Genomic DNA, 25742 nt, shown 5'->3' on the forward strand with positions numbered 1-25742 from the left:
TCAAAAGATCGCAGCCTTCGGCAGCTCCTACATTTGAATCGAGGTCATCCGCCAGAACCAGGTCGGCTGTCAGGCCGCCATCGCTGGCAAGCCACAGGAATTGAGTTCACCCGATAAATTTTCGCATCGCGCCCGCTCTTCACCACTCAACAGGATGAGCGTTAGCTCGGCTGCAGCTCTTGATCTTGATCTTGATCCACGAGCGACGTCGGAAGGCTGAGCGGAGGGATTGATCCGGGGGTGGGAGCGCAGCGACCGTTTGGCGCAGCCAAACACATCGAGAGGAGGTGCAGCGAAGCAAACCGTAGGCGATGCCCCCCGGATCAATCCCGCAGCGAAGGAACCCCGAGCCCCAGCGAGCGGGCCGCACGTAGGAGCAAGCGTTTTTTTGCTTACTTTTTTGAGGCGTTTGTCAAAAAAGTGAGTCGCCGTCAGGGCGAAACCCTAAGCAGCCGTTACCGAAGAAACGGATATACACACCGAACACCCACAACATGGTCGGCCCAAAGGCCGCCAAGCCCAAAGCGTGACGCCTGTCAAAACCCTGAACACACAAGCAGAAACATCGCCCACCATTGAAACCACCGAAAGCCTGCCCCATCTAAGACCCATACCCCATTGCGCAGGTGCCCCATGAGCGACCAGCAAGAATTCCCCGATCACCCCGACGACTACACCGAAGCCGAACACATCGAACACACCTCCTCCGGCAAAGGCCTCGCCCTGCCAGGCCAAAACCTGCCGGACAAGGTCTACATCATCCCGATCCACAACCGCCCGTTCTTCCCGGCGCAAGTCCTGCCGGTCATCGTCAACGAAGAACCCTGGGCCGAAACCCTCGACCTCGTCAGCAAATCCGACCACCACTCCCTGGCCCTGTTCTTCATGGACACGCCCCAGGAAGACCCGCGCCACTTCAACACCGGCGCCCTCCCCGAATACGGCACGCTGGTCAAAGTCCATCACGCCAGCCGCGAAAACGGCAAACTGCAATTCGTCGCCCAAGGCCTGAGCCGCGTACGCATCAAAACCTGGCTCAAACACCACCGCCCACCGTACCTGGTCGAAGTCGAATACCCGCACCAGCCGACCGAGCCGACCGATGAGGTCAAGGCCTACGGCATGGCGCTGATCAACGCGATCAAGGAACTGCTGCCGCTCAACCCGCTGTACAGCGAAGAGCTGAAAAACTACCTCAACCGCTTCAGCCCCAACGACCCGTCGCCGCTGACCGACTTCGCCGCCGCCCTGACCTCCGCCACCGGCCCCGAGCTGCAAGAAGTGCTCGACTGCGTGCCGATGCTCAAGCGCATGGAAAAAGTCCTGCCGATGCTGCGCAAGGAAGTCGAAGTCGCGCGCCTGCAAAAAGAGATCTCGGCAGAAGTTAACCGCAAGATCGGCGAGCATCAGCGCGAGTTCTTCCTCAAGGAACAACTCAAGGTCATCCAGCAGGAACTCGGCCTGACCAAGGACGACCGCAGCGCCGACCTCGAACAGTTCGAACAACGCCTCGAAGGCAAAGTCCTGCCTGCGCAGGTGCAGAAACGTCTCGAAGAGGAAATGAACAAACTGTCGATCCTCGAAACCGGCTCGCCGGAGTACGCGGTCACCCGCAACTACCTCGACTGGGCGACCTCGGTGCCGTGGGGCGTGTATGGCGAGGACAAACTCGACCTCAAGCACGCGCGCAAAATTCTCGACAAACACCACGCCGGCCTTGATGACATCAAGGATCGCATCCTCGAATTCCTCGCCGTCGGTGCTTATAAAGGTGAAATCAGCGGCTCCATCGTGCTGCTGGTCGGCCCGCCGGGCGTGGGTAAAACCAGCGTCGGCAAATCCATCGCCGAATCCCTAGGGCGGCCGTTCTATCGCTTCAGCCTCGGCGGCATGCGCGACGAAGCCGAGATCAAGGGCCATCGCCGCACCTACATCGGCGCACAGCCGGGCAAACTCGTACAGGCGCTGAAGGACGTCGAAGTGATGAACCCGGTGATCATGCTCGACGAGATCGACAAGATGGGCCAGAGCTACCAGGGCGACCCGGCCTCGGCGCTGCTGGAAACCCTCGACCCGGAACAGAACGTCGAATTCCTCGACCACTACCTCGACCTGCGTATGGACTTGTCGAAAGTCCTGTTCGTCTGCACCGCCAACACCCTCGATTCGATTCCCGGCCCGCTGCTGGACCGGATGGAAGTGATTCGCCTGTCTGGCTACATCACCGAAGAGAAAGTCGCCATAGCCAAGCGTCACCTGTGGCCGAAATTGCTGGAAAAGTCCGGCGTGTCCAAGGGCAGCCTGAGCATCAGCGACAGCGCGCTCAAGTCCCTGATCGATGGTTACGCCCGTGAAGCCGGCGTGCGCCAGCTGGAAAAACAGATGGGCAAACTGGTGCGCAAAGCGGTGATGAAGCTGATCGACGACCCGAAAGCGGTGATCAAACTCGGGCCGAAAGATTTGGAAGCGTCACTGGGTCATCCGGTGTTCCGCAACGAACAAGTGCTGTCCGGCACCGGTGTGATTACCGGTCTGGCCTGGACCAGCATGGGCGGCGCGACCTTGCCGATCGAAGCGACGCGGATTCACACGCTCAACCGTGGCTTCAAGCTCACCGGGCAACTGGGCGATGTGATGAAGGAATCGGCGGAGATCGCCTACAGCTACGTCAGCTCGCACCTGAAACAGTTTGGCGGTGACGCGAAGTTCTTCGACGAAGCCTTCGTCCACCTGCACGTACCCGAAGGCGCCACCCCGAAAGACGGCCCGAGCGCCGGTGTGACCATGGCCAGTGCGCTGCTCTCGCTCGCACGTAATCAGCCGCCGAAAAAAGGCGTAGCCATGACCGGCGAACTGACGTTGACCGGGCATGTACTGCCGATTGGCGGCGTACGCGAGAAGGTGATTGCGGCGCGGCGGCAGAAGATCTTCGAGTTGATTTTGCCGGAGCCTAACCGCGGTAACTTCGAGGAGCTGCCGGATTATCTGAAGGAAGGGATCACCGTGCATTTCGCGAAGAAGTTTTCCGATGTGGCGAAGGTGCTTTTCTAAGAAGTCATCATTTAATGACCTTCGTCACGGGCATAGCGATTCCCCGTGATGAAGGTAACAAGTCCGCAGCAGGGCATTAAAACGTAATCTTAATTGCAAATAGTGTTTAAAAACTGACAGAGCTGACAGTACCCAACCCGTACCAGCTCCTTTAACGTTCCTCGGCATGAATTTTAAATTTATGAGAGGAGCAACATCATGAGGGCGCACGAAGCTTGCGACGGACTAAAAGACAAAAAAACATTTATAGCCACGAAAAACGGTAGTCCGCTTTTTGAAACGGACCTTATCACCGTAGATAATCAGAGCACTTACATCATCATCGAAGGTTCCTACAGGCTTGGATTCAGAGAGGGACAATCGATCAGGTTAGTCATCGATCGATCCACACCTGACGGTGAGCAAACGTTTGTGCCCAACCAAAGACTGAGAGAAGTTTTCTATCTCAGCATGGCAGGAAAACACTACGCTAAAGCGGGTACATTCAATTCCACCCTCGACAACATCAATCTGAAATACCGGTTGAATTTCAAACTGACATTTAATACACACGCCGAGGACATCGAAGTTGATCTGGTTATACCGTGATCACATCTAATTTTCCTCGCCGGTAAATCCGCTATCGCTGGCAAGCCAGCTCCCACAATGTTCATTGGTGCTCACCAATCTTGTGTTCAACCAAGAAACCTGTGGGAGCTGGCTTGCCAGCGATGGCATCAGTGCTACAACACTGGACTTGCTGACTGTCACACTTTGTCTCATCTTCAGTTATGCTCGCCGTTCGTCGTGAACGCCCGGAGCCGCTGACCTTATGTCCCCCACTCGCCTGTTTGTCCCCCTCGCCCTCTCGTTGCTGGCCGCTTGCGCCAGCCAACCGAAACATAATGTGACCGTGGAAAAGCAGAGCGAATGCCCGGTGCGGCTGACCAACGGGCAAAACCTGATCGTCATGTTGCCAAGCAATCCAACCACCGGTTATCGCTGGGCCATTCAGGACTCGGCCGGTGGCGTGCTGCGCGCACTGAGCCCCGAGGTGTACAGCAATCCGGAGGACGCCGGTGTGGTCGGCGCGGCCGGACTCTCCACCTGGCGCTTTCAAGCGTTCGCTCCTGGCACCGGGCGTCTGCGTCTGACCTCGCAGCAACCGTGGGCACCGGAAGTGTTGCCGGTGGAGACCTTTGACTGCGCCATTTCGGTGAACTGATCGTGGGCTGGCTGATTCTGGCGCTGATGGGCGCGGTGACCTTTCTTTACGGTGTCAGCACGCACGCAGCGCTGCTTTGCCTGTTGGTCAAACCGTTGCCGGTACTGGCGTTGCTCGGCTGGTTGCACGATGCACCGCCCAGCGACTATCGGCGCTGGATCAGCCTCGGCCTGATTTTCTCTCTGCTCGGCGACGTGCTGCTGGCGTGGCCCGGCGATCTGTTTGTGTTCGGGCTCGGCGCGTTTCTGGTCGCGCATCTGGCATATCTCAAGGCCTATTTGAGCGATTGCCGGCGCCTGGCATGGCTGCCACTGCTGCTGGCCGTGGGTGTAGGCGCGGTGCTGCTGGGAATTCTGCTATCCAATGGACTTGGCCCGTTGCTGGTGCCGGTGATCGTCTACGGCACGGCCATCAGCGCCATGCTCTGGCGCGCATTGGCCCGGCTGGGCACCGACGTGCCGAAACGCTCGGCATTGTTGGCGGCCGCCGGTGCGCTGGCGTTTGTTTTTTCCGACAGTGTGATCGGGATCAACCGATTTGTTTCGCCGTTCCCCGCTGCGCCGTACGTGATTATTCTCAGTTATTGGTTGGGACAATGGGGGATTGCAGCGTCAGCGTTCACTCAAAAGCAGCGTGCTGATCACAATTGAATTTCGATAGTACCCGGTACTTATTGCGAAAGGCTCTAAAGAACTGTCAGTTCTGACAGTAGCTCGTATTTTCTTACCTACCTACCATCTCAGTGGCGTTATCTCCCACGAATGTAAACCAAGGAAGAAAATCATGAGTTTGTTCAAAAGCAAAAAATCGAAATCCACCGACCTGATCTTCATCACGGTCAGTGCCGAGATTGAAGCCAAAGTTTCGGGCCGCGTGAAGCTGCAGACGCAGAATGTAGAATTTCAGGAGCAGGAAGACGGGACGTTAGTTGGCTATATCGCTCGACAAAATGTTGACGACCTCTCGCATCGATCCAAAAAAGGCATGACATTCGTTTTTGATAAAAACATTGCTTCGGGTACCTATTCAGTCACAGGCCCGTCATTCCCCTTCCTCGATACCTACTATTTCGAGGATGCCGCCGCCATCGGCTTCACGACCTCCTACCAATACAAACCGAAGTCCGGCACTTTTACAGTTGAAGTGATCGAGAACAATTCAGACGAAGTGAGCCATCTCATCGAGTTTGACTTCAAAGGTACAGACAACAGAAACAAAGAGCTGCATATCGCGGGCAAAGCCGAACTTCGTGTTTTCAAGCACAGCTTCTGATCTCGCGCCGAATAATGAATGATCAAACAGCGTTGCTCGTTTGATCATTCATTGGTCTTTTCTGAACGCGTCCTGCAAAAAATACCCGACTCGCTCCTCACGCTTTATCAGACAACCCAAGCAACGTCGCGCCAGTTTGGCTAAAATGCCGGCCTTTTCCACCGACATCGCCGGACACCGCCGTGAGCAAAGAACCCGATCGCATTTTCGCCAAGCCGCTGGCCCAGGTGCCTGACTTCGCCTTCAACGAGGACGTGGTGCGGGTGTTCCCGGACATGATCAAGCGCTCGGTACCGGGTTACCCGACCATCGTCGAAAACCTCGGCGTACTCGCGGCGCAGTTCGCTCAGCCGCACAGCGTGCTCTACGACCTCGGCTCCTCGCTGGGCGCTGTCACTCAAGCCCTGCGCCGTCACGTGCGCACCGACGGTTGCCGGGTGATCGCGGTGGATAACTCCGCCGCCATGGTCGAGCGTTGCCGCGAGTACCTCAACGGTCAGGACTCGATGTTCCAGGAGTTGCTGCCGGTCGAAGTGATCGAAGGCGACATCCTCGCCCTCGACTTCCAGCCCGCCTCGGTGGTGGCGCTGAACTTCACCCTGCAATTCATCGCCCCGGATCAGCGCACCGCGTTGCTCTCGCGCATCCGCCAATCGCTGCTGCCGGGCGGCGCGCTGATCCTCTCGGAGAAGCTGCGCTTCAATGATGCCGAAGAGCACGCGCTGCTCACCGATCTGCACGTCGCCTTCAAACGCGCCAACGGCTACAGCGAACTGGAAATCGCCCAGAAGCGCAGCGCCATCGAAAACGTCATGAAGCCCGACAGCCTCGAAGAACACCGCGAACGCCTGTTGGCGGCCGGGTTCTCGAAAGTCGTGCCGTGGTTCCAGTGTCTTAACTTTGCCTCGTTGATTGCCTTGCCATGATTGATCTGTCCCCCCTCGCCCGCCGTCTGGCCGGCACGCCGCTGGCTGAATGGGCCAACACCCTGCAGCGTCAACTCGACAAGAAAATGGAGAAAGGTCACGGCGACCTGGAGCGCTGGCAAAGTGCGCTGGACGCCTTGCCGAAGATTCAGCCAAGCGAAATCGATTTGCTCAACGGCCTGAAGCTCGACACCGATTGCGACGATGCAACCCGCGCGCAGATGCGTACCGCATTGATGGGCTTGTCGCCGTGGCGCAAGGGGCCGTTCGACTTGTTTGGTGTGCACGTCGACACTGAATGGCGTTCGGACTGGAAGTGGTCACGCGTCGCTCCGCATCTGGACCTTAAGGGCAAACGCATCCTCGATGTCGGCTGCGGTAACGGTTACTACATGTGGCGCATGCTCGGCGCGGGTGCAGACAGTGTGATTGGCGTTGATCCGAACTGGCTGTTCTTTTGCCAGTTCCAGGCAGTACAGCGCTATCTGTCAGAGCCGAATGCCTGGCACCTGCCGTTCCCGTTTGAAGACCTGCCGGCGAATCTGGAAGGTTTCGACACGGTGTTTTCGATGGGCGTGTTCTATCACCGTCGCTCGCCGATCGAGCATTTGCTGGCGCTGAAGGACTGCCTGGTCAAGGGTGGCGAACTGGTGCTGGAAACGCTGGTGGTGGAAGGCGACAAGCATCAGGTGCTGGTGCCGGAAGACCGTTATGCGCAGATGCGTAACGTCTGGTTCCTGCCGTCGGTGCCGGCGCTGGAATTGTGGTTGCGGCGTGCGGGGTTTACCGACATTCGTTGCGTAGATGTGAGCACGACAACGGTTGAAGAGCAGCGCGGTACGGAGTGGATGAAGTATCAGTCGTTGAGCGACTTCCTTGATCCCGAAGACCACAGCAAAACCATCGAAGGGTTGCCGGCGCCGATGCGTGCCGTGATCGTCGCCAAGAAGTAATCCAATCTCGCAAACGCTGCAAAAACCTGTGGGAGCTGGCTTGCCAGCGATGGCGTCGGCACATCCAGCATTGATGTCAACTGAAACACCGCTATCGCTGGCAAGCCAGCTCCCACAGGGTTTGATGTTGTTCCTTATTCAGTGGGTTTCGCGCGGCGGGCTCTAAAAAATTCGGTCAGCACGGCGCCACACTCTTCGGCCAACACCCCACCTTCATACAACACTCGATGGTTGAGAAAGCCCTGGGTAAAAAACTGCCCCTGACTCTGCACAATTCCCGCCTTCGGCTCCAGCGCCCCATACACCACGCGCGCCACCCGCGAATGCACGATCAACCCCGCGCACATGCTGCACGGCTCCAACGTCACATACAGCGTACTGCCCGGCAAACGGTAGTTATCCACCGCCTGCGCCGCCGCACGGATCGCGACCATTTCGGCATGCGCACTCGGGTCGCTGGCGCTGATCGGGCAATTGAAACCACGACCAATGATCTCGCCATCCTGTACCAGCACCGCGCCCACCGGCACTTCACCCAGCGCTGCACCTTGCGCCGCGAGCGCCAAGGCTTCACGCATGAATTCACGATCACGGCTGCGGTCGATGATCGCTGCGGGGTGAATCTGGCGCATCACTTCACCTCGATGGCGGCCATCAGGCCGGTTTCCATGTGGTCGATCACGTGGCAGTGGAACATCCACACCCCCGGATTATCGGCCACCAGCGCCACTTGCGCGCGCTCGTTCTTGCCTAGCAGGTAAGTGTCGGTGAAGTACGGAATGACCTTGTGCCGGTTCGAGGCGATCACCTTGAAGCTCATGCCGTGCAGGTGGATCGGGTGCTGGTACTGGGTCATGTTTTTCAATTCGAAAATATAGCTCTGCCCCAGTTTCAGGCTGGCGATTGGCCGATCAGCACACGTCTTGTCGGTGATGTCCCAAGCCTTGCCGTTGATCTGCCACAGGCTCGGCGGCCGACCGTTGTCGACGTCGACCGACACCGATCCGACCCATTCGAAATTGAAGTTGAGTTTCTCGGCACTGGCCAGATCCGGTTCGGCCACCGGGTTGGCCGGCAGGGCTTTCGGCCAGTCCGTCGGCGCGTCGGTATTAGCCACCGAACGCAGCGTGCCCAGACGCACCGGGCCGTTGCGCAGCGATAACTCTTCGCCGGCCGCCGGGGCCTTGATCGCCAGGCAAATACGCATGCCGGGGCCGAGCCAGTATTCCTTGCCCAGCGGCCGTGGTTCGACCGGGTTACCGTCCAGCGCGTAGATCTTCGCTTCGACGCCGGGGATGTTGATGCGATACGTCAGGGTGTTATCGAGATTGAGCAAGCGCACGCGGGTGATCTGCCCGGCGGGCAACTCGATCACCGGCGTCGGCACTCCATTGATCGTCGAAAGACGCCCCGCCGTACCGCCACGCGCCGCTTCACGCGGGATGCTGAACTCGACGAAATTGCCTTCGTCATCGATGTGCCAGTTCTTCAGACTCAGGGTCTTTTCGTAGACGAAACCGGTCGGCTCGCGCTCTTCGATGATCAGCGGCCCGACCAGCCCGCGCCCCAGCTCTTCGCTGCTGCTGACGTGCGGGTGATACCAGTAGCTGCCGGCATCCGGCACGCGGAATTTGTAATCGAAGTATTCACCGGGAAGCACCGGCAGTTGCGACACGTACGGCACGCCGTCCATCTCCAGCGGCAGACGGATGCCGTGCCAGTGGATGGTGGTCGCCACCGGCAAGTGGTTGATGAAGCGCACCCGCAGCCATTCGCCCTGACGCACACGCAGCTCGGTTCCTGGCGCCGAAGGGCCGAACGCCCAGGCTTCGGTCTTGTGCCCTGGCACCAACTCAACGTCCAGCGGCGCAGCGATCAGCTCGTAGTCATGCCCCGCCTCAGCATCCGCCATCTTGCCCAGCCAGTAACGCGACGCGCCCCCTGCGCCAACGCCAACGACAACAAGACCGGCCAGGCCACCGAGGATTTGGCGACGGGTAAAGGACATGAACTCAACTACCTCACGTATCAGCGACAGGCCCGGGGGCCCGTTAAAAGGCGAATACGATACACCCGCAACTGCGAAACAGTAAGGCCGGCGTGGCAATGCGACACAGGTTTGCCCCCTGTGCGGGGGCGGTTTCTTACAGGTCCTGTCCTCTTTCGTTACGTTGAAATGGCCTGACCCCTACAGATTCGCCCCTATGAAAAGACCATAGTGGTGATCAGTTTTTCCACCATTTCTCAAGGAGCGAGAAGTGAACATTTCTGTATCCCTGCCCCCGTCACTGCTGCCGAACCCGGCGGATGAACAGTCTCTGCAAGCGCTGGTGCTGCCGTTTACCGAGGCTTGTCCCGACTTGCACGACATGGCCCACGAGGCCGCCCGAGGCATTCTCGACCATTACGGCATCAAAGACATTGATCCCGAGGATGTCTGGTGGCATCGCTTCAGCAACACCTCGGTCAGCAGCGACAAGGCCTTTCTGGGGTGGGAGCATTACCCGAAACCTTCGGAATCACTGACGCTGGCGGAGCTGGTGGTCAAACGCTTTCACGCCCACGATCAGGACAATGCCGACCTGCTCGACGGCTATGGCGGTTTCTACAACGTAGGCGCGGACGCGGCGATCTATAACGAGACCAATGAAGTCCGGCTGCGCCCCAGCGAAGTCTTGAAAGACCTCTGGGCGATCAACTTCAGCGAGCTCTACCGAACGAAAATGCAGCAGTTCTGGGCGCTGCACTCAGACGACTTCCGCACGCTGGCCAAACTGAATTTCCTCGCCAAGGCCCTCGATGAACACGATGGCGAGCGGCTGAATAATGAAAATCTGAAGACGCTGATCAAGGCTGTCGCGAGCGATATCGCCTGGCCCGTCTCGCGGGCTTATTTGCAAACTGAAGCACCGGTCGCTGAAGGTCTGCGTGTGTGCGCGCTGAATATCGGCGGCTACAGCGCAACGGACATTCTGTGCATCAGCGACAGCAACGGCACGCAGATTCTCTACACTCCCGGTGAACTCGACTGCTTCCATATTCTCGCCAGCGAATCCGATCTGCACTGGTGGCTGCTGATGCAAAACAACCACGCGGAAAATCGCGCACGCTTCATGGCGCATTTTCCGTTGGCGGCCCAGCAACAAGACGACGGCAATATCGGTCTGAATGCCATGATCGACTTGCTTTACTCGACGTGGGGCAAAAGCGATCACCACCTGATCAATCAGAATCCTGCGGCGATCACCGGTGATGCATTCAGTTGGCTGCGCGACTCGGTCAAGGCGCGCATGCACAGCGATGCCGACCTGTCGCTGCATTCCAATGGCGAGTTGCGCAAAAAGATGTGGATCGGCTACCTGAACGCCTTTCTTCGGGTTTTCGGCTCCATGGCCGCCGTGGGCTGGCCCGCAGCGCTGGCTGTGGTCGGCGCGGGCCTCGCCGACATGGGCATGAACATCGATCAGGCCATCAACGGCACCAGCAAGGCCGATCGCAAGACCGGAGTGATGGGGGCAATTGCCAGCGGCATCGATGTGCTGTTCAACCTGACTTATCTGCGCGGTGCAGCAGAGGTCGCGGAAATTGGCGAAGCCAGCGAAACGTTTAACGTGCAGGACGAGTTTAGCGAACCCCTCATCGACGAATCGTCTGCAGATATTGCAGATGTCCCGCCTATTGCGCGTTACGCCCCGGGACCCGCTTATGCGCAACAAGGCGCAGACTTACTGGAGTCTTTCGAGACCAATGAAGTGCTGGACGGATTATCGCCTGTCTCGCAAGAAGGCCAGTATCAGGGGATCTTTCAACCGCCGGGTGGTGGACATTACGTACTGATCAACGACAGTTACTACCTGGTTCGCTTCATCAAAGAGCTCAAGAGTTGGGCGATCATTGATCCAGAAAATCCTTACTCGTTCTATCGCAGTTTGCCGATTCGACTGGATGAAGCTGGCGAATGGCAACCGATCAACCGCCCGGGTCTGATGGGCGGCGGCAAGTGCATCGGACTGTGGCCATGGGGTCGCGTCCGCACTCCGTTGCCCGAGGTGGACAGTCCGCCGACTGCTTACGACATTCCACCCGCTTCCCGTGATGCGCTCAACGAAATAGCTCAAGGACGGGGGACCAAATACGAGCTCAAAGATTACATGGCCACCCTGCCAAAAACGGACGCGAGTAATCCGCACGCTGAGTTCAAGGCGTTACGCCAGACGTTGTACCGCGATGCCACTGCCTTTCTGGAATCCCACACGTTGCCATCGCGCCCGCAAATCCCTGAATTGCCAGCGAAACTCGCGCCGAAAGAAATCATCAAAAAGCTGTATAAATCGGCGTCCGGGCTGGTCATTGGCGAAAATCACTCCAGTGTCGGCAGCAAACAGTTTCTGATCGAAAACATGGCGGTGCTCAGCAAACAGAAAGTTAAAACCCTGTATCTGGAGCATGTGCTGACAGACTTCCATCAAGCCGATCTGGATGTTTTCAATCGCACCGGGAAGATGTCGGAGACGCTGGAAACCTACCTGAAGACCATGGATGGAGGATTCAAAACCGACACCAGCGGCCAGTACACTTTTCTCGAACTGGCCAAAGCGGCGCAAAAAAATCATATCCGCATCCAGTCGATCGATTGCCTGGCCAGCTATAGAAGCACCGGCATGAGCGGTGTCGACAAAAGCACTTTCCGCCAGAAGATGATGAATTACTTTTCGCATGAAGTGATCACGGCGGATCAGAACGCTCGTGGCGCCCATCGCTGGGTCGCGCTGGTAGGCGACAGCCATGCCAATACCTGGGAAGGCGTACCGGGTTTAAGCGAACTGGAAGGCGGCATCGGCCTGCGTATAGAAAGCACCCCGGCCGGAACTGCCCGAGGCATAGAGCCGGATCCCGGGCGTATTCCTACCGACGAGTTTGCCCGCCCGTTATCGCCCGTCAAAAGCGACCTGCGCCTGCAAATCGACACGCCCGCCAGCGTTGCCTTGGCCGACTCATTAGAGAAAACACTGATCAATCCCGGCGATTGCACGGTGATGAACATCGACGACGTCGCCACGCTGGTTCATCGCAGCAGCGATGGCAGCATCGTGCGCACGCCGATCCTTAACAAGGGCGGGTTCTATTACGTTGAACGACCGAACTGGCCCATCAGCGGCCGACGTTACCCCAACCTGGCCGAGCTCTCGGCTGCGTTGCGGATCATGGGGTTCAAACCGATCAAAATCAGCTGACGTAAAAAAGCCCCGTGAACTCGCGTTCACAGGGCTTTTCGGGGTTAACGCCGATCAATCAGACCGGGATCACTCCCACTCAATCGTCGCCGGCGGCTTGCTCGACACGTCATAAGTAACGCGCGAAATGCCTTCGATTTCATTGATGATGCGGCCGGAGACGGTTTCCAGCAGTTCGTAAGGCAGGTGAGCCCAACGCGCAGTCATGAAGTCGATGGTTTCTACGGCACGCAGGGCAACGACCCAGGCGTAACGACGGCCATCACCAACAACACCAACCGATTTCACTGGCTGGAACACCACGAAAGCCTGGCTGACTTTGTGGTACCAGTCGGCTTTGCGCAGTTCTTCGATGAAGATGTGGTCGGCACGACGCAGCAGGTCGGCGTATTCCTTTTTCACTTCACCGAGGATGCGCACGCCCAGGCCCGGGCCCGGGAACGGGTGACGGTAGACCATGTCGTACGGCAGGCCGAGTTCCAGGCCCAGACGACGAACTTCGTCCTTGAACAGTTCGCGCAGTGGCTCGACCAGTTTCAGGTTCATCTCTTCCGGCAGGCCGCCCACGTTGTGGTGCGACTTGATCACGTGGGCCTTGCCGCTTTTCGCGCCAGCCGACTCGATCACGTCCGGGTAGATGGTGCCCTGAGCGAGGTACTTGATGTTGTCCAGTTTGTTCGACTGGGCATCGAATACGTCGATGAAGGTGCGACCGATGATCTTGCGCTTCTTCTCTGGGTCGGCTTCGCCGGCCAGGTTGTTCAGGAACTGCTCTTCAGCGTTGGCGCGAATGACTTTGACGCCCATGTTCTCGGCGAACATGGCCATCACTTGCTCGCCTTCGTGCAGACGCAGCAGGCCGTTGTCGACGAAGACGCAGGTCAGTTGGTCGCCGATGGCTTTGTGCAGCAGCGCGGCAACGACCGAGGAGTCAACGCCGCCGGACAGACCCAGCAGCACGTTGTCGGTACCGACTTGTGCGCGGATGTTGGCGATGGCGTCTTCAGCGATCTTCGACGGCGTCCACAAGGCTTCACAGCCGCAGATGTCGAGAACGAAGCGCGACAGGATGCGACCGCCCTGCTTGGTGTGGGTCACTTCCGGGTGGAACTGCACGCCGTAGTAGCCACGGTCGTCGTTGAACATGCCGGCGATCGGGCAGCTTGGGGTGCTGGCCAGGATGTGGAAGTCTTGTGGCATCTTGGTGACTTTGTCACCGTGGCTCATCCATACGTCGAGGCCGAACAGGCCGTCAGCGTCGATGTGGTCTTCGATGCCGTCGAGCAGACGGCTCTTGCCGACTACGTCAACGCGGGCGTAACCGAACTCACGCAGTTCGGAACCTTCAACCTTGCCGCCCAGTTGCTCGGCCATGGTCTGCATGCCGTAGCAGATACCGAAAACCGGTACACCCAGATCGAACACTGCCTGTGGGCAGCGCGGGCTGTCGGCGACGTGCACGGACTCGGGGCCACCGGCGAGGATGACGCCTTTAGGAGCGAATTCGCGGATCGCATCTTCGTCCATGTCGAACGGGTGCAGTTCGCAGTACACACCGATCTCGCGCACGCGGCGGGCGATCAGTTGGGTGTATTGCGAACCGAAGTCGAGGATCAGGATGCGGTGAGCGTGAATATCGAGGGCCATGATTCAGTCTCGTCTAAGTCATTCAGAAACAGTCGTGATACAGAAACAACTCGGGGCTGAATAAAACAGCCCCGGTTGCTTAACGATTTGCTTGAAGCATCAACCTACGCGGTAGTTTGGCGCTTCTTTGGTGATCTGCACGTCGTGAACGTGGGATTCGGCCATGCCGGCACCGGTGATCCGCACGAATTCAGGCTTGGTGCGCATTTCTTCGATGTCGGCGCTGCCGGTGTAACCCATCGAGGAACGCAGACCGCCCATCAGTTGGTGAATGATCGCGCTCAGGGTGCCTTTGTACGGCACGCGGCCTTCGATGCCTTCCGGAACGAGTTTCTCGGCGCCTGCCGAGGAGTCCTGGAAGTAACGGTCGGAAGAACCTTGAGCCTGGGACATGGCGCCCAGCGAACCCATACCGCGATACGCCTTGTACGAACGGCCCTGGAACAGTTCGATTTCGCCCGGCGCTTCTTCAGTACCGGCGAACATCGAGCCCATCATCACGCAGGAGGCACCGGCTACGATGGCCTTGGACAGGTCACCGGAGAAACGGATGCCGCCGTCGGCGATCAACGGAACACCAGTGCCTTCAAGGGCAGCGGCAACGTTGGCGATGGCACTGATTTGCGGGACGCCGACACCGGCGACGATACGGGTGGTGCAGATCGAGCCAGGGCCGATACCGACCTTGACGGCGTCAGCGCCTGCTTCGGCCAGAGCCTTGGCAGCGGCGCCGGTGGCGATGTTGCCGCCGATCACCTGCACTTCAGGGAAATTCTGTTTAACCCAGCGAACGCGGTCGATCACGCCTTTGGAGTGACCGTGAGCGGTATCGACTACCACCACGTCAACGCCAGCAGCGACCAGCGCAGCTACGCGGTCACCGGTGTCTTTACCGGTACCGACCGCAGCGCCAACGCGCAGACGACCTTGATCGTCTTTGCTGGCCAGCGGGTAGGCTTTGGCTTTTTCGATGTCGTTGACGGTCATCATGCCTTTGAGGGCAAATTTGTCGTCGACGATCAGAACGCGTTCGATGCGGTTTTTGTGCAGCAACTCGCGAACGTCGTTCTTGTCAGCGCCTTCCTTGACCGTGACCAGACGCTCTTTAGGCGTCATCACTTCACGGACGGTGGCTTCCAGACGGTTTTCGAAACGCACGTCACGGGAAGTGACGATGCCGACCAGGTCGCCATCGTGCAGTACCGGAACGCCGGAAATGTTGTGCAGACGGGTCAGTTCGAACAGTTCACGCACCGTGGCATCGGCCTCGATGGTGATTGGGTCCTTGACTACACCGGCTTCGTAACGCTTGACCTTGCGAACTTCGGCAGCTTGCTGCTCGATGGTCATGTTCTTGTGGATAATGCCAATGCCACCTTCCTGAGCCATGGCGATTGCCAGACGGGCTTCAGTGACGGTGTCCATTGCGGCAGAAACCAGAGGAATATTCAGCTCGATGCCACGGGTTAGGCGGGTCTTGAGACTGACTTCGTTAGGAAGCACCTCGGAATAACCAGGCACTAGGAGAATGTCGTCGAATGTCAGAGCTTCTTGGCTGATACGCAGCATCGCGGGGGCTCCCGAGCGGGAAAATGGAAGCGCGCCATTATAGTCAGACACCCCCTGCTGTTCAACGTAAAACTCAGCCTAATTGATATACGGAAAAACCGCTCCCTGTAGGAGCTGCCGCAGGCTGCGATCTTTTGACGTTGTTTGTTAAAAGCCAGATCAAAAGATCGCAGCCTTCGGCAGCTCCTACAGGGGATGTTTGAAGGTCAGAGTTCTACTTTTACCCAACTGACGGGCAGGTCGAGCCAGTCGGCGAATTCGTCGAGGAAGCTTTGTTTGAAGCCGGCTTCGAGCCAGTTGTTGAAGATGAACCCCAGGTTGGAAAAACCACACTCCTGCAAATACAGGAAACCATTGATGTCGTCTTCGTGACCGCATTCCGGGCAGGTGAAATTGTCGGTGCGCCCGGGCATCCAGTCTTCCAGGCTTTCGAACAGGGCTTCGCCGATCTCGCGGCGGCACTCGGCGCAGCCGGCCTCTTCAAGAAAACCTTTGGCCGGGGTGTAGATGCAGCGCTTGGTGACAATCTCCAACCCATTGATCGGCTCGCCGAACGGCAACGCCTGCGGGTGCAGCACCACGGCACGCGCGCCGTCGGCAATCGCATAAGCCATGCGGTTGCCGGTACGGCCACAGGTGCTCAGCTCTTCCTTGACGATGTTCTTGCGTACCAGCCAGCGCACGATCGCCCGGGCCCGGGGTTCGTGGACCGGCAGGGTGGAGATTTTCGGGACGATGATGCTTTGCGAATTCATGGTGCAAGCCTGCTGCAGATACTGAAATTTACCTCTGTAGGAGTGAGCCTGCTCGCGATAGCGGTGGGTCAGACACATCAAGATCAACTGATACACCGCTATCGCGAGCAGGCTCACTCCTACAAAGGAATTGCGGCCGGCAGCTTAATCCCTGACAAAATCCGGTCAAGTGCTGAGGTAGCGCCCGATCAGCGCAATCCCGCTCGCCAGCACCAGCCACGTCACCAGCCGCACAAACGCCTCGCGCGACAAACGCATGGTCAACCGCCGCCCGACCCACAACCCCAACGCCATGGCCGGCAACAGACAAAGCGCCAACATCAACAAGGGTAGCTCGGCATACACACCCGCGATGGCAAACAGGCTCAAACGCACCACCGTGCTGCAACTGATCAGCGCACTTTGCGTGGCCCGCGCCGCTTCTTTCGGCAATCGGCTGTTGAGATAAATCGCATATAAAAAGCCGCCGCTGCCAAACAGCGCACCAAACAGCCCGCCCACCGTGCCCATCGGCAGCGCCCACCCGGCTGACAATTGCGTCGGCCGCGCTTTCACCCACAAGCTGTAAATCGCATAAGCGCTGATAAACAGCCCCATCAACAACAGCAGCAGGTCGGATTTGAGGTTAAGCAGAAAAATCACCCCCAACGTACACCCCACCGCCATGCACGGCAGCAGCCGCAACAACTCCGGCTTAGCGACATCGCGCCGCGACGGCAGCAGATTGCCGAACGCCGCGACGAAATCCAGCAACACCAGCAGCGGCACGATCTTCGACAACGGCATGAACAGAATCAGCACCGGCCCCGCCACCAGCGCGGTGCCAAACCCGGCAATACCGAACACGATGTACGCCAGCACGATGCCGAGCCCGATGACCAGCCAGCCCTCAATGCCCCACGACCATTCACTCAACAACCCCACCACGCTCATCGCTGCACATCCTTTATTAGCCTGAGATGACTTTAGCCAGCGCCGAGCATTGCGACTAATATCTTCAAAGCCGCCCACCCATCTCGAAAAGGCATACCTGGTGCTCTCAACCCGTCAATTGCGCTACTTCGTGGAGATCGCCGAATGCGGCAGCTTCAGTGCGGCCGCCGAGCGTTTGTTTATCGCGCAGTCGGCGCTGAGCCGACAGATCAAAGACATGGAAACTCGCCTGAAAACCCCGCTGTTCGAACGTACCGCGCGCCAGCCCCGGCTGACGGCGGCGGGCGAAGCGTTTCTGCCGCGAGCGCGCAATCTGCTCAATGAATTGGGGAAAGCCAGCGCCATGGCCACCGAGGTCGGCAATGGCCAACTCGGCACGTTGCGTTTGAGTCATTCGAGCACCGTATCGATCAGCGGCCGCTTGCTCCGTGATATCGGCGCCTATCTTGAGCAGCAGCCCGGCGTATCGCTGGATATCGGCAAATTGTCTTCCGAAGCACAGCTTGAAGAACTGGCCGAGGGCCGACTCGATGTCGGCTTGCTGCGCCTGCCCGTGCTGCGTCAGCGCGAAGGCATTCAGCTCGTGCCGCTGTTCACCGAACGCTTGCTGCTGGCGGTGCCGGCCGATCATCGACTGACGGCGTGCAATACCGTCGAACTGGCACAGTTGCAGGACGAAGCGTTCATCTCGGTCCCGCACCCGCAACGCGGCGGCTTGAGTTATCTGTGTGCCGACCTGTGCATGCGCCAGGGTTTCTTCCCGAAAGCGGCGCGGGTGATGTCGCGCAAGACCACGCAGTTACAATTGATTCAAGGTGGATTCGGCATCGCTCTGCTGCCGGAATCCATGCAAGACATCGCCCCGAGCGGCGTACGCTTTCTGCCACTGAGCGATCCCGACTGCCAAAGCACCGTCGCCCTCGCCTACCGCCAATCCCCCACGCCCCTGATCCACCACTTCATCCAGACTTTCACCAATCCCCTGTAGGAGCTGCCGAGTGAAACGAGGCTGCGATCTTTTGATCTTGTTTATGCAGATCAAGATCAAAAGATCGCAGCCTTCGGCAGCTCCTACATGGCCCGTGCAATGATCAGGAGAATGCCTTTAAACTGCGCCCCATGATTAAAGATCCCTTTGCAAGACTCGGCCTGGACCGTGAAGTCCTGACCGTCAGCCAGCTCAACGGCCGTGCGCGGGTGTTGCTCGAAGACGTGTTCAGCAACATCTGGGTCGAAGGCGAAATCTCCAACCTCGCCCGACCGGCGTCCGGGCACATCTACTTCACGCTCAAGGACAGTGGCGCGCAGGTGCGTTGCGCGCTGTTCCGGCAGAACGCCGCGCGCGTGCGCCAAGCGTTGAAGGATGGCCTGGCGGTGAAAGTGCGCGGCAAGGTTTCGTTGTTCGAAGGCCGTGGCGACTATCAGTTGATTCTCGACACCGTCGAGCCTGCCGGTGACGGCGCGCTGCGTCTGGCGTTCGATGCGTTGAAAGAAAAACTCAGCGCTGAGGGCCTGTTCAGTGCCGAACGCAAAGTGCCGCTTCCGGCGCATCCGCAGCGTATCGGCATCATCAGTTCGCCGACCGGCGCGGTGATTCGCGACATCATCAGTGTGTTCCGCCGCCGTGCGCCGCAAGTGCAACTGACGCTGATTCCGACCGCCGTACAGGGCCGTGAGGCCACCGCGCAAATTGTTCGCGCGCTGAAAATGGCCGATGCGCGGGGTTTCGACGCATTGATCCTCGCCCGTGGCGGCGGCTCGCTGGAAGACCTCTGGTGTTTCAACGAAGAAGCCGTGGCCCGCGCCGTCGATGCTTGCGTGACGCCGATTGTCAGCGCTGTCGGCCATGAGACCGACGTGTCGATCAGTGACTTTGTTGCTGACGTGCGCGCACCAACGCCATCTGCGGCTGCCGAGTTGCTCGCGCCTGATTCGAGCCATCTGATCCGCCAGGTCGAAAGCCTGCATCGTCGTTTGGTGATGCGCATGCGTGACCGCTTGATGCGTGATCGTCTGCGCCTCGAAGGCATGGCCCGTCGCCTGCGTCACCCCGGCGAACGTCTGCGCCAGCAAGCGCAACGTCTGGATGATCTGGACATGCGCATGCGCCGCGCCTTCGAGCGCAGCCTCAACACCCGTCGCGAGCGGCTGATTCGTCTGGAAACCCGCCTCGCCGGGCAACATCCGGGCCGCCAGTTGGCGATGTTGCGCCAGCGTCTCGACAGCCTCGCCGAACGTCTGCCCCGCGCCATGCGCGAAGGCCTGAAAAACCGTCGCCTGCAATTGCACAGCCAGATGCAGACGCTGCACGTGGTCAGTCCGCTGGCGACGCTCGGTCGTGGCTACAGCATTCTGCTCGATGAGCGCGGCCATGCGATTCGTAACGCCGCGCAGACCCACACCGGCCAGCGCCTGAAAGCCAAACTCGGCGAAGGCGAACTGCAAGTGCGCGTCGAGGACAATCACCTGACGCCTGTCACCCTTTCTTTACTGGACTGATCCATGCCGCGTTTTCTGGCTCCACTGTTTTTGCTCTGCCTGACCTTCAACGCCCATGCCGACAGCTACATCACCCGCATGCTCAACAAACCGGTGCCGGGTGGCGTCGCCGTGGTTGATCTGGGCACTGGCGCGCAGGCACCGACCGCCACCTATCAAGGCAAACCGGTGCTGGTGGTCAAGGAACAGGACAACTGGCTGGCGATTGTTGGCGTGCCGTTGACGGTCAAACCGGGGGCGCAGCAGATCAGCAGTGGCGGGCGCAATTTGCCGTTCACTGTGGGTAACAAGAAATATCCGGAACAGCACATCACCCTGAAGAACAAGCAGCAGGTCAATCCGGATCAGTCGAACCTCAAGCGCATCGAGGGTGAACTGGCCGTGCAGATCAAGGCCTATCGCAGCTTCAGTCCGAACACACCGAGCAATCTGTTGTTGGATAAACCGGTCAACGGGCCACTGTCGAGCAAGTTTGGTGTGCGCCGTTTCTTCAATGGTGAGGAACGTAATCCGCACGCCGGCCTCGATTTCGCTGTACCGGCAGGCACGCCGATCAAGACTCCGGCGGCGGGCAAAGTGATTTTGATCGGCAACTACTTCTTTAATGGCAACACGGTATTTGTCGACCATGGGCAGGGCTTTATCAGCATGTTCTGCCATATGTCGAAGATTGACGTGAAGGACGGCCAGCAACTGGCACGTGGCGCGGTGGTGGGCAAGGTGGGCATGACCGGCAGGGCGACCGGGCCGCATATGCACTGGAACGTCAGCCTGAATGATGCGCGGGTGGATCCGGCGATTTTCATTGGTGCGTTTCAACCCTGAGCTTTATAGCGAGGCGACCGGCCTCATCGCGGGCAAGCCCGCTCCCACAAGGTTCTCGGTGAACATGATTTTTGTGAACACCACCCCACCTGTGGGAGCGTGGCTTGCCCGCGATGACGGACTCACTACCACCGAAAAACCTGTTGACACCCACCACCTTCAATTGCGCCCCAACCTAACCCCACGCAAACATCAACAAGATCCGCTGATTTACCCGCAATAAAATCCCGTAAAACCCTGCTTTCCGAGTATTCCTCTCAATTTTTTTCGACTGCTTGCCATCCTCTCCCCTCGCGGTTAGGGTTGAGGGCATGAAAACCTCTCACACCCTCATTCAGCTTCGCCAGCACCGCAGCCTGTGCCTCGTCAGCGCACGACTGCCAGGCTGAATCGCTGCGCCTCGCCCAGAGCTTTTCCCGACATATTCGTAACACCGGCAGGCCGCCTCTTTTCGGCCCAGACAATAAGGAATTTCCCGATGAGCATGCTCAAAGATCCGTCTTCGAAATACCGCGCGTTTCCTGTCATCAATCTGCCGGATCGCACCTGGCCGTCGAAGACCATCGACACCGCGCCGATCTGGTGCAGCTCCGACCTGCGTGACGGTAACCAGTCGCTGATCGAGCCGATGGACGCGGTGAAGAAGCTGCGCTTCTGGAAAACCCTGGTGCAAGTCGGCGTGAAGGAAATCGAAGCCTCGTTCCCGGCCGCTTCGCAAACCGACTTCGACTTCGTGCGCACCCTCATCGAAGAAGGCCACATCCCGGACGACACCACCATTCAGGTGCTGACCCAGGGTCGTGAAGACTTGATCGAGCGCACCTTCGAATCCCTGCGCGGCGCGAAGAAAGCCATCGTTCACTTGTACAACGCCACTTCGCCGTCTTTCCGACGCATCGTCTTCAACCAGGACAAGGACGGTATCAAGGCCATCGCCGTGAACGCCGCCAAGCTGTTCGTCAAATACGCAGCGATGCAGCCGGACACCGAGTGGACCTTCGAATACTCGCCGGAAACCTTCAGCGCCACCGAGCTGGAATTCGCCAAGGAAGTCTGTGACGCGGTGATCGAGGTCTGGAACCCGACACCTGAGCACAAGATGATCCTCAACCTGCCCGCCACCGTCGAGTGCGCGACGCCGAATATCTACGCCGACCAGATCGAGTGGTTCGGCCGCAACATCAACCGTCGTGACAGCGTGATCATCAGCCTGCACACCCACAACGACCGCGGCACTGGCGTCGCCGCCACCGAGCTGGGCCTGATGGCCGGCGCCGACCGCGTCGAAGGCTGCCTGTTCGGCAACGGCGAGCGTACCGGCAACGTCGACCTCGTCACCGTCGCACTGAACATGTACACCCAGGGGCTCGACCCGCAGCTGGACTTCTCCGACATCGATGGCGTGCGCAAAGTCGTCGAGGAGTGCAACCAGATTCAGGTTCACCCGCGTCACCCGTACGTTGGCGACCTGGTGCACACCGCGTTCTCCGGCTCGCACCAGGATGCAATCCGCAAAGGCTTCTCCCAGCAGAAACCGGACGCACTGTGGGAAGTGCCGTACTTGCCGATCGACCCGGCCGACATCGGTCGCAGCTACGAAGCGGTGATCCGCGTCAACAGCCAGTCGGGCAAGGGCGGCATCGCTTACTTGCTGGAGCAGGAATACGGCATCAGCCTGCCGCGTCGCATGCAGATCGAATTCAGCCAGGTCGTGCAGCGTGAAACCGATCGTCTGGGTCTGGAGATGACCGCCAAGCAGATTCACTCGCTGTTGATCAGCGAATACCTGCAAGCCAACACCCCGTACGCGCTGGTCAGCCATCGCTTGCAGGAAGAAAACGGCAACAGCAATGTTGAAGTGGAAGTGGCGAGCAAGGGTCAGGGCGAAACCAACCTGCACTGGCGCGGCAAGGGCAACGGTGCGCTGGAAGCACTGGTCGCCGGCCTGCCGGTTCCGGTGGAGATCATGGACTACAACGAACACGCGATCGGCGCGGGCACCAACGCGAAAGCGGCTGCGTACATCGAGCTGCGCGTGAACGGTGAACGTGCGGTGCACGGCGTGGGTATTGATGAAAACATCACCACGGCCAGCTTCAAGGCCCTGTTCAGCGCGCTGAACCGCTCGCTGAGCCAGCCTGAGGCGAAAGCGGCGTAATCACCGCTGAAATGGCAAAAGGCCCCGAAGTGCGAACTTCGGGGCCTTTTTATTGAAGATCAAAAGATCGCAGCCTTCGGCAGCTCCTACAGGAAACTCATTGCGATCTTTTGCCTTTGAACCTTACGCGTGGGTGTCGACGCTCAACATCGCCTGCAGCAACGTGGCCTGCAGCACTTGAATATTGCTTGCGGTCACGGCGATCTGGGTCTGCATCTCCATCATCTGCTGAGCTTTTTGCTCCGGCGAGGCCTGGCTGCGTTGGGTGCTGGCCAGTTGTGCCTTTTGCTCGGCCAACAGCTTCTGCGCTTCGGCAATCTGTTTTTTCAGGGCTTCGATCGGGCTGCCGGCATCGCCGACAGAAGCGATATTGGCTCCCGCACTGTTCACGCGCAGCTCACCGTCGCCATTGGCATCGGTGGTGTTCAATGGATTAACCGCTAATTCCTGCGGATCGCGGATCGAGACTTTCGACGGCGTAACCGGGTACGGATTGACGGTGGTGGCGCTGATGCTGGTCATAAGAAAATCCTCCTTGGCTGATCTTCCTATCGGCACACAGCGCCAGAACTGAATACGTTTGTATGCGCTTTTATACAAACATCAGGTGAACTCGAAGGTATCCGCGTCAAGGTTTGCCGGAAAACGCTCGCGATATGCCGCCAACGGTGCAGCCTCCAGAATGGCCTTGAACACCCCGTCCGCCTCCCCCGCTGCGAGCAGGGTTTCGCCCTGGAAATCGAGCACCTGACTGTCGCCGGTGTAGGCAAAGCCCTTGCCATCGGTGCCGACCCGGTTCACCGCCGCCACGTAGCAGAGGTTTTCGATGGCACGCGCCGGCAACAGGCGGTTCCAGTGCAGACGACGAGCGCCCGGCCAGTTGGCGGTGTACAACAGCAGATCGGTGTCCTGCGCGTCGCGGCTCCACACCGGGAAGCGCAGGTCGTAACAGATCAGCGGACGAATCCGCCAACCCTTGAGCTCGAACTGCACCTGACGCTCGCCCGGGGTGTAGTGATTGTGTTCGCCGGCCATGCGGAACAAGTGGCGCTTGTCGTAATGCAGCACTTCGCCGTCCGGGCGCGCCCACAGCAGGCGGTTGCGATGACTGCCGTCCGCGGCCTGAATGATCACGCTGCCAGTGATCACGGCGTTGAGTTTCGCCGCCTGCACGCGCAGCCACTTACTGGTCGGGCCGTTCTCGGCTTCGGCCAGGGTTTCTGATTCCATGGAGAAACCGGTGGTGAACATCTCCGGCAGGATGATCAGATCAGCGCCCTGCGCCTGCTCCAGCAGCATTTCGAAATGCTCGAAGTTCGCCTGACGGTCATGCCAGGCCAGGCTGGTCTGGATCAGCGCCAGGTTCAGATCGGGTAACGCACTCAGATCACGCATAGTTTTGCCGCCGCTTCACGCAGCGTCTCCTCGCGTTTGGCGAAGCACAGACGCACCAGGCGCTGGCCTTCGGGTGGGTTCTGGTAGAAGACCGACACGGGAATGCTCGCCACCCCGTGTTCGCGGGTCATCCATGTGGCCATCTCTACGTCGTTCAGATCAGGGCGGATCTGCGAGTAATCGACCAGCTGGAAATAGGTGCCGGTGACACGCTTGAAGGTAAAGCGCGACGGCGCGAGCAGGTCGCAGAACAGATCACGTTTGGCCTGATAGAAACCTGGCAGCTCTTCGACGTGTTCCGGGTGCTCGGCCATGTAATCGGCCAGCGCATATTGCAGCGGGGTCACGCCGCAGAAGCTGACGTACTGATGAACTTTGCGCAGCTCGGCGGTCAGTGCTGGTGGCGCGACGACGTAGCCGGTTTTCCAGCCGGTAACGTGGTAAGTCTTGCCGAACGAGCTGACCACGAAGGCACGCTGATACAGCTCTTCGTGGGCCAGCACGCTGACGTGAGGCACGCCGTCGAACACCAGGTGTTCATAGACTTCATCGCTGATCAGATAGATGTCGCGGTCGCGGATCAGCGCTGCCAGTTGATCCAGTTCCGCGCGGGTGATCAGGGCGCCGCTCGGGTTGTGCGGGGTGTTGATGACGATCATTTTCGTGCGCGGACTGAGCGCCGCGGCGAGTTTGTCGAAATCGATGGAGAAGTCGTTCGGGTTCAGTTGCACATGCACGCAACGACCGCCCGCCAACTCCGTCGCCGGTGCATAGCTGTCGTAGCACGGATCAAACACGATGACTTCGTCGCCGCTGTGGATAACCGCCTGAATTGCACAGAAGATCGCTTGAGTCGCGCCCGGCGTCACGGTCACTTCGCTATCGGCATTGACCTGTACGCCATAGCTGCGTGCGATTTTCGCTGCAATCTGTTCGCGCAATACCGGCAGGCCAGTCATCGGCGAATACTGATTGTGGCCACTGGCAATGTGCCGACCGACCGCATCGCGCAACGCCTGCGGGCCGTCAAAATCAGGAAAACCCTGGGACAGGTTGATCGCGCCGGTCTGCGCCGCGAGCTGAGACATCTGCGTGAAAATAGTGATGCCGACATTCGGCAGCTTACTGGTGATCATCGGGGGTTCCCTGCTCAACACCCGGCTCTGACGACGGCGCGGGAGAGCCCGAGGATAGCCCATCCGACGCCCATAAAAAAAGGGCGCTCTGGTGAGCGCCCTTCTTATCGCCGAACCCATGTAGGAGCTGCCGAAGGCTGCGATCTTCTGATCTTGCGTTTAAAGCAAAATCAAAAGATCGCAGC

The 25742-nt window shown here is 58.9% G+C and carries 21 protein-coding genes; 12 read left to right on the plus strand and 9 right to left on the minus strand.

The genetic code is table 11. From position 1 onward, the window contains the following. Positions 1 to 633: 633 nt before the first annotated feature. The 7 genes from lon (at position 634) to cmoB (ending at position 7406) form a co-directional block, all read left to right on the plus strand. Positions 634 to 3051 carry an endopeptidase La gene (lon, locus tag PMI37_RS15715; protein ID WP_008082490.1) on the plus strand — a complete coding sequence of 806 codons (2418 nt, stop codon included), beginning with the start codon at positions 634 to 636 and terminating at the stop codon, positions 3049 to 3051. 198 nt (positions 3052 to 3249) lie between these two features. Then, positions 3250 to 3639, plus strand: coding sequence for a hypothetical protein (locus PMI37_RS15720; RefSeq protein WP_008082492.1), 390 nt, complete (start codon positions 3250 to 3252; stop codon positions 3637 to 3639). Between the two features lie 223 nt (positions 3640 to 3862). Further along, the gene (locus PMI37_RS15725; RefSeq protein WP_008082494.1) at positions 3863 to 4255 is read left to right on the plus strand and encodes a protease inhibitor I42 family protein; all 393 of its coding nucleotides are present in this window, start codon (positions 3863 to 3865) and stop codon (positions 4253 to 4255) included. A 2-nt stretch (positions 4256 to 4257) separates the two neighbouring features. Further along, entirely contained in the window at positions 4258 to 4905 is a 648-nt protein-coding gene (locus PMI37_RS15730; RefSeq protein WP_008082495.1) for a lysoplasmalogenase, read from the plus strand. A gap of 133 nt (positions 4906 to 5038) precedes the next feature. After that, positions 5039 to 5527, plus strand: coding sequence for a hypothetical protein (locus tag PMI37_RS15735; RefSeq protein WP_008082497.1), 489 nt, complete (start codon positions 5039 to 5041; stop codon positions 5525 to 5527). A 182-nt stretch (positions 5528 to 5709) separates the two neighbouring features. Beyond that, on the plus strand, positions 5710 to 6453 hold the full coding sequence (cmoA, locus tag PMI37_RS15740) for a carboxy-S-adenosyl-L-methionine synthase CmoA (protein ID WP_008082499.1): 744 nt from the start codon (positions 5710 to 5712) through the stop codon (positions 6451 to 6453). After that, positions 6450 to 7406, plus strand: a complete 957-nt coding sequence (gene cmoB / locus PMI37_RS15745) for a tRNA 5-methoxyuridine(34)/uridine 5-oxyacetic acid(34) synthase CmoB (protein WP_008082502.1) — start codon at positions 6450 to 6452, stop codon at positions 7404 to 7406. Before cmoA ends, cmoB begins: the two co-directional genes overlap by 4 nt. A gap of 134 nt (positions 7407 to 7540) precedes the next feature. On the opposite strand, the gene tadA is transcribed toward cmoB, so the two are convergent. Beyond that, positions 7541 to 8038, minus strand: coding sequence for a tRNA adenosine(34) deaminase TadA (gene tadA / locus PMI37_RS15750; protein ID WP_008082504.1), 498 nt, complete (start codon positions 8036 to 8038; stop codon positions 7541 to 7543). Further along, positions 8038 to 9414: a multicopper oxidase family protein gene (locus tag PMI37_RS15755; protein WP_008082507.1), complete on the minus strand. Its 1377-nt coding sequence runs from the start codon at positions 9412 to 9414 to the stop codon at positions 8038 to 8040. The genes tadA and PMI37_RS15755 overlap by 1 nt, the downstream gene beginning before the upstream one ends. A 250-nt stretch (positions 9415 to 9664) precedes the next feature. On the opposite strand from PMI37_RS15755, the gene PMI37_RS15760 reads away from it, so the two are divergent. Continuing rightward, the gene (locus PMI37_RS15760; protein ID WP_008082509.1) at positions 9665 to 12640 is read left to right on the plus strand and encodes a membrane-targeted effector domain-containing toxin; all 2976 of its coding nucleotides are present in this window, start codon (positions 9665 to 9667) and stop codon (positions 12638 to 12640) included. Positions 12641 to 12709: 69 nt separating this feature from the next. Here PMI37_RS15760 and guaA read toward each other — a convergent pair whose 3' ends face one another. The 4 genes from guaA to PMI37_RS15780 form a co-directional block, all read right to left on the minus strand. Beyond that, positions 12710 to 14287: a glutamine-hydrolyzing GMP synthase gene (gene guaA / locus PMI37_RS15765; protein WP_008082511.1), complete on the minus strand. Its 1578-nt coding sequence runs from the start codon at positions 14285 to 14287 to the stop codon at positions 12710 to 12712. A gap of 99 nt (positions 14288 to 14386) precedes the next feature. Next, entirely contained in the window at positions 14387 to 15856 is a 1470-nt protein-coding gene (guaB, locus tag PMI37_RS15770) for an IMP dehydrogenase (RefSeq protein ID WP_008082513.1), read from the minus strand. Positions 15857 to 16062: 206 nt separating this feature from the next. Then, positions 16063 to 16611 (minus strand): sugar ABC transporter ATPase, encoded by a 549-nt coding sequence (locus PMI37_RS15775; protein WP_045123163.1) that lies wholly within the window; start codon positions 16609 to 16611, stop codon positions 16063 to 16065. Between the two features lie 165 nt (positions 16612 to 16776). Continuing rightward, complete coding sequence (locus PMI37_RS15780) at positions 16777 to 17544, minus strand: sulfite exporter TauE/SafE family protein (protein WP_008082517.1); 768 nt, start codon at positions 17542 to 17544, stop codon at positions 16777 to 16779. Positions 17545 to 17644: 100 nt separating this feature from the next. Here PMI37_RS15780 and PMI37_RS15785 point away from each other — a divergent pair, with 100 nt between their 5' ends. The 4 genes from PMI37_RS15785 (at position 17645) to leuA (ending at position 23026) form a co-directional block, all read left to right on the plus strand. Beyond that, on the plus strand, positions 17645 to 18532 hold the full coding sequence (locus tag PMI37_RS15785) for a LysR family transcriptional regulator (protein ID WP_008082519.1): 888 nt from the start codon (positions 17645 to 17647) through the stop codon (positions 18530 to 18532). A gap of 131 nt (positions 18533 to 18663) precedes the next feature. Continuing rightward, a complete protein-coding gene (gene xseA / locus PMI37_RS15790; RefSeq protein WP_008082520.1) occupies positions 18664 to 20043 on the plus strand; it encodes an exodeoxyribonuclease VII large subunit in 1380 nt (459 codons plus the stop codon). A gap of 3 nt (positions 20044 to 20046) precedes the next feature. Then, positions 20047 to 20868, plus strand: coding sequence for a peptidoglycan DD-metalloendopeptidase family protein (locus PMI37_RS15795; protein WP_008082521.1), 822 nt, complete (start codon positions 20047 to 20049; stop codon positions 20866 to 20868). A gap of 478 nt (positions 20869 to 21346) precedes the next feature. Continuing rightward, the gene (leuA, locus tag PMI37_RS15800; protein ID WP_008082522.1) at positions 21347 to 23026 is read left to right on the plus strand and encodes a 2-isopropylmalate synthase; all 1680 of its coding nucleotides are present in this window, start codon (positions 21347 to 21349) and stop codon (positions 23024 to 23026) included. Between the two features lie 123 nt (positions 23027 to 23149). Here leuA and PMI37_RS15805 read toward each other — a convergent pair whose 3' ends face one another. From PMI37_RS15805 to PMI37_RS15815, 3 genes are all read right to left on the minus strand, one after another. Further along, positions 23150 to 23548 (minus strand): hypothetical protein, encoded by a 399-nt coding sequence (locus PMI37_RS15805; RefSeq protein WP_008082523.1) that lies wholly within the window; start codon positions 23546 to 23548, stop codon positions 23150 to 23152. A gap of 81 nt (positions 23549 to 23629) precedes the next feature. Then, the gene (locus PMI37_RS15810; protein ID WP_008082525.1) at positions 23630 to 24421 is read right to left on the minus strand and encodes an amidohydrolase; all 792 of its coding nucleotides are present in this window, start codon (positions 24419 to 24421) and stop codon (positions 23630 to 23632) included. Next, positions 24409 to 25557, minus strand: coding sequence for a pyridoxal phosphate-dependent aminotransferase (locus PMI37_RS15815; RefSeq protein ID WP_008082527.1), 1149 nt, complete (start codon positions 25555 to 25557; stop codon positions 24409 to 24411). The genes PMI37_RS15810 and PMI37_RS15815 overlap by 13 nt, the downstream gene beginning before the upstream one ends. Positions 25558 to 25742 lie beyond the last annotated feature (185 nt).

The sequence above is a fragment of the Pseudomonas sp. GM80 genome (assembly GCF_000282515.1).
Lineage (GTDB): Bacteria > Pseudomonadota > Gammaproteobacteria > Pseudomonadales > Pseudomonadaceae > Aquipseudomonas.

Bases quoted from the DNA above. Each gene is read 5' to 3' on its own strand.
- PMI37_RS15735 (WP_008082497.1), top strand. From the start codon at position 5,039: ATGAGTTTGTTCAAAAGCAAAAAATCGAAATCCACCGACCTGATCTTC.
- PMI37_RS15815 (WP_008082527.1), bottom strand. From the start codon at position 25,557: ATGATCACCAGTAAGCTGCCGAATGTCGGCATCACTATTTTCACGCAG.
- PMI37_RS15810 (WP_008082525.1), bottom strand. From the start codon at position 24,421: ATGCGTGATCTGAGTGCGTTACCCGATCTGAACCTGGCGCTGATCCAG.
- PMI37_RS15725 (WP_008082494.1), top strand. From the start codon at position 3,863: ATGTCCCCCACTCGCCTGTTTGTCCCCCTCGCCCTCTCGTTGCTGGCC.
- lon (WP_008082490.1), top strand. From the start codon at position 634: ATGAGCGACCAGCAAGAATTCCCCGATCACCCCGACGACTACACCGAA.
- tadA (WP_008082504.1), bottom strand. From the start codon at position 8,038: ATGCGCCAGATTCACCCCGCAGCGATCATCGACCGCAGCCGTGATCGT.
- PMI37_RS15795 (WP_008082521.1), top strand. From the start codon at position 20,047: ATGCCGCGTTTTCTGGCTCCACTGTTTTTGCTCTGCCTGACCTTCAAC.
- cmoB (WP_008082502.1), top strand. From the start codon at position 6,450: ATGATTGATCTGTCCCCCCTCGCCCGCCGTCTGGCCGGCACGCCGCTG.
- PMI37_RS15780 (WP_008082517.1), bottom strand. From the start codon at position 17,544: ATGAGCGTGGTGGGGTTGTTGAGTGAATGGTCGTGGGGCATTGAGGGC.
- guaB (WP_008082513.1), bottom strand. From the start codon at position 15,856: ATGCTGCGTATCAGCCAAGAAGCTCTGACATTCGACGACATTCTCCTA.
- PMI37_RS15805 (WP_008082523.1), bottom strand. From the start codon at position 23,548: ATGACCAGCATCAGCGCCACCACCGTCAATCCGTACCCGGTTACGCCG.
- xseA (WP_008082520.1), top strand. From the start codon at position 18,664: ATGATTAAAGATCCCTTTGCAAGACTCGGCCTGGACCGTGAAGTCCTG.
- PMI37_RS15775 (WP_045123163.1), bottom strand. From the start codon at position 16,611: ATGAATTCGCAAAGCATCATCGTCCCGAAAATCTCCACCCTGCCGGTC.
- guaA (WP_008082511.1), bottom strand. From the start codon at position 14,287: ATGGCCCTCGATATTCACGCTCACCGCATCCTGATCCTCGACTTCGGT.
- PMI37_RS15720 (WP_008082492.1), top strand. From the start codon at position 3,250: ATGAGGGCGCACGAAGCTTGCGACGGACTAAAAGACAAAAAAACATTT.
- PMI37_RS15755 (WP_008082507.1), bottom strand. From the start codon at position 9,414: ATGTCCTTTACCCGTCGCCAAATCCTCGGTGGCCTGGCCGGTCTTGTT.
- leuA (WP_008082522.1), top strand. From the start codon at position 21,347: ATGAGCATGCTCAAAGATCCGTCTTCGAAATACCGCGCGTTTCCTGTC.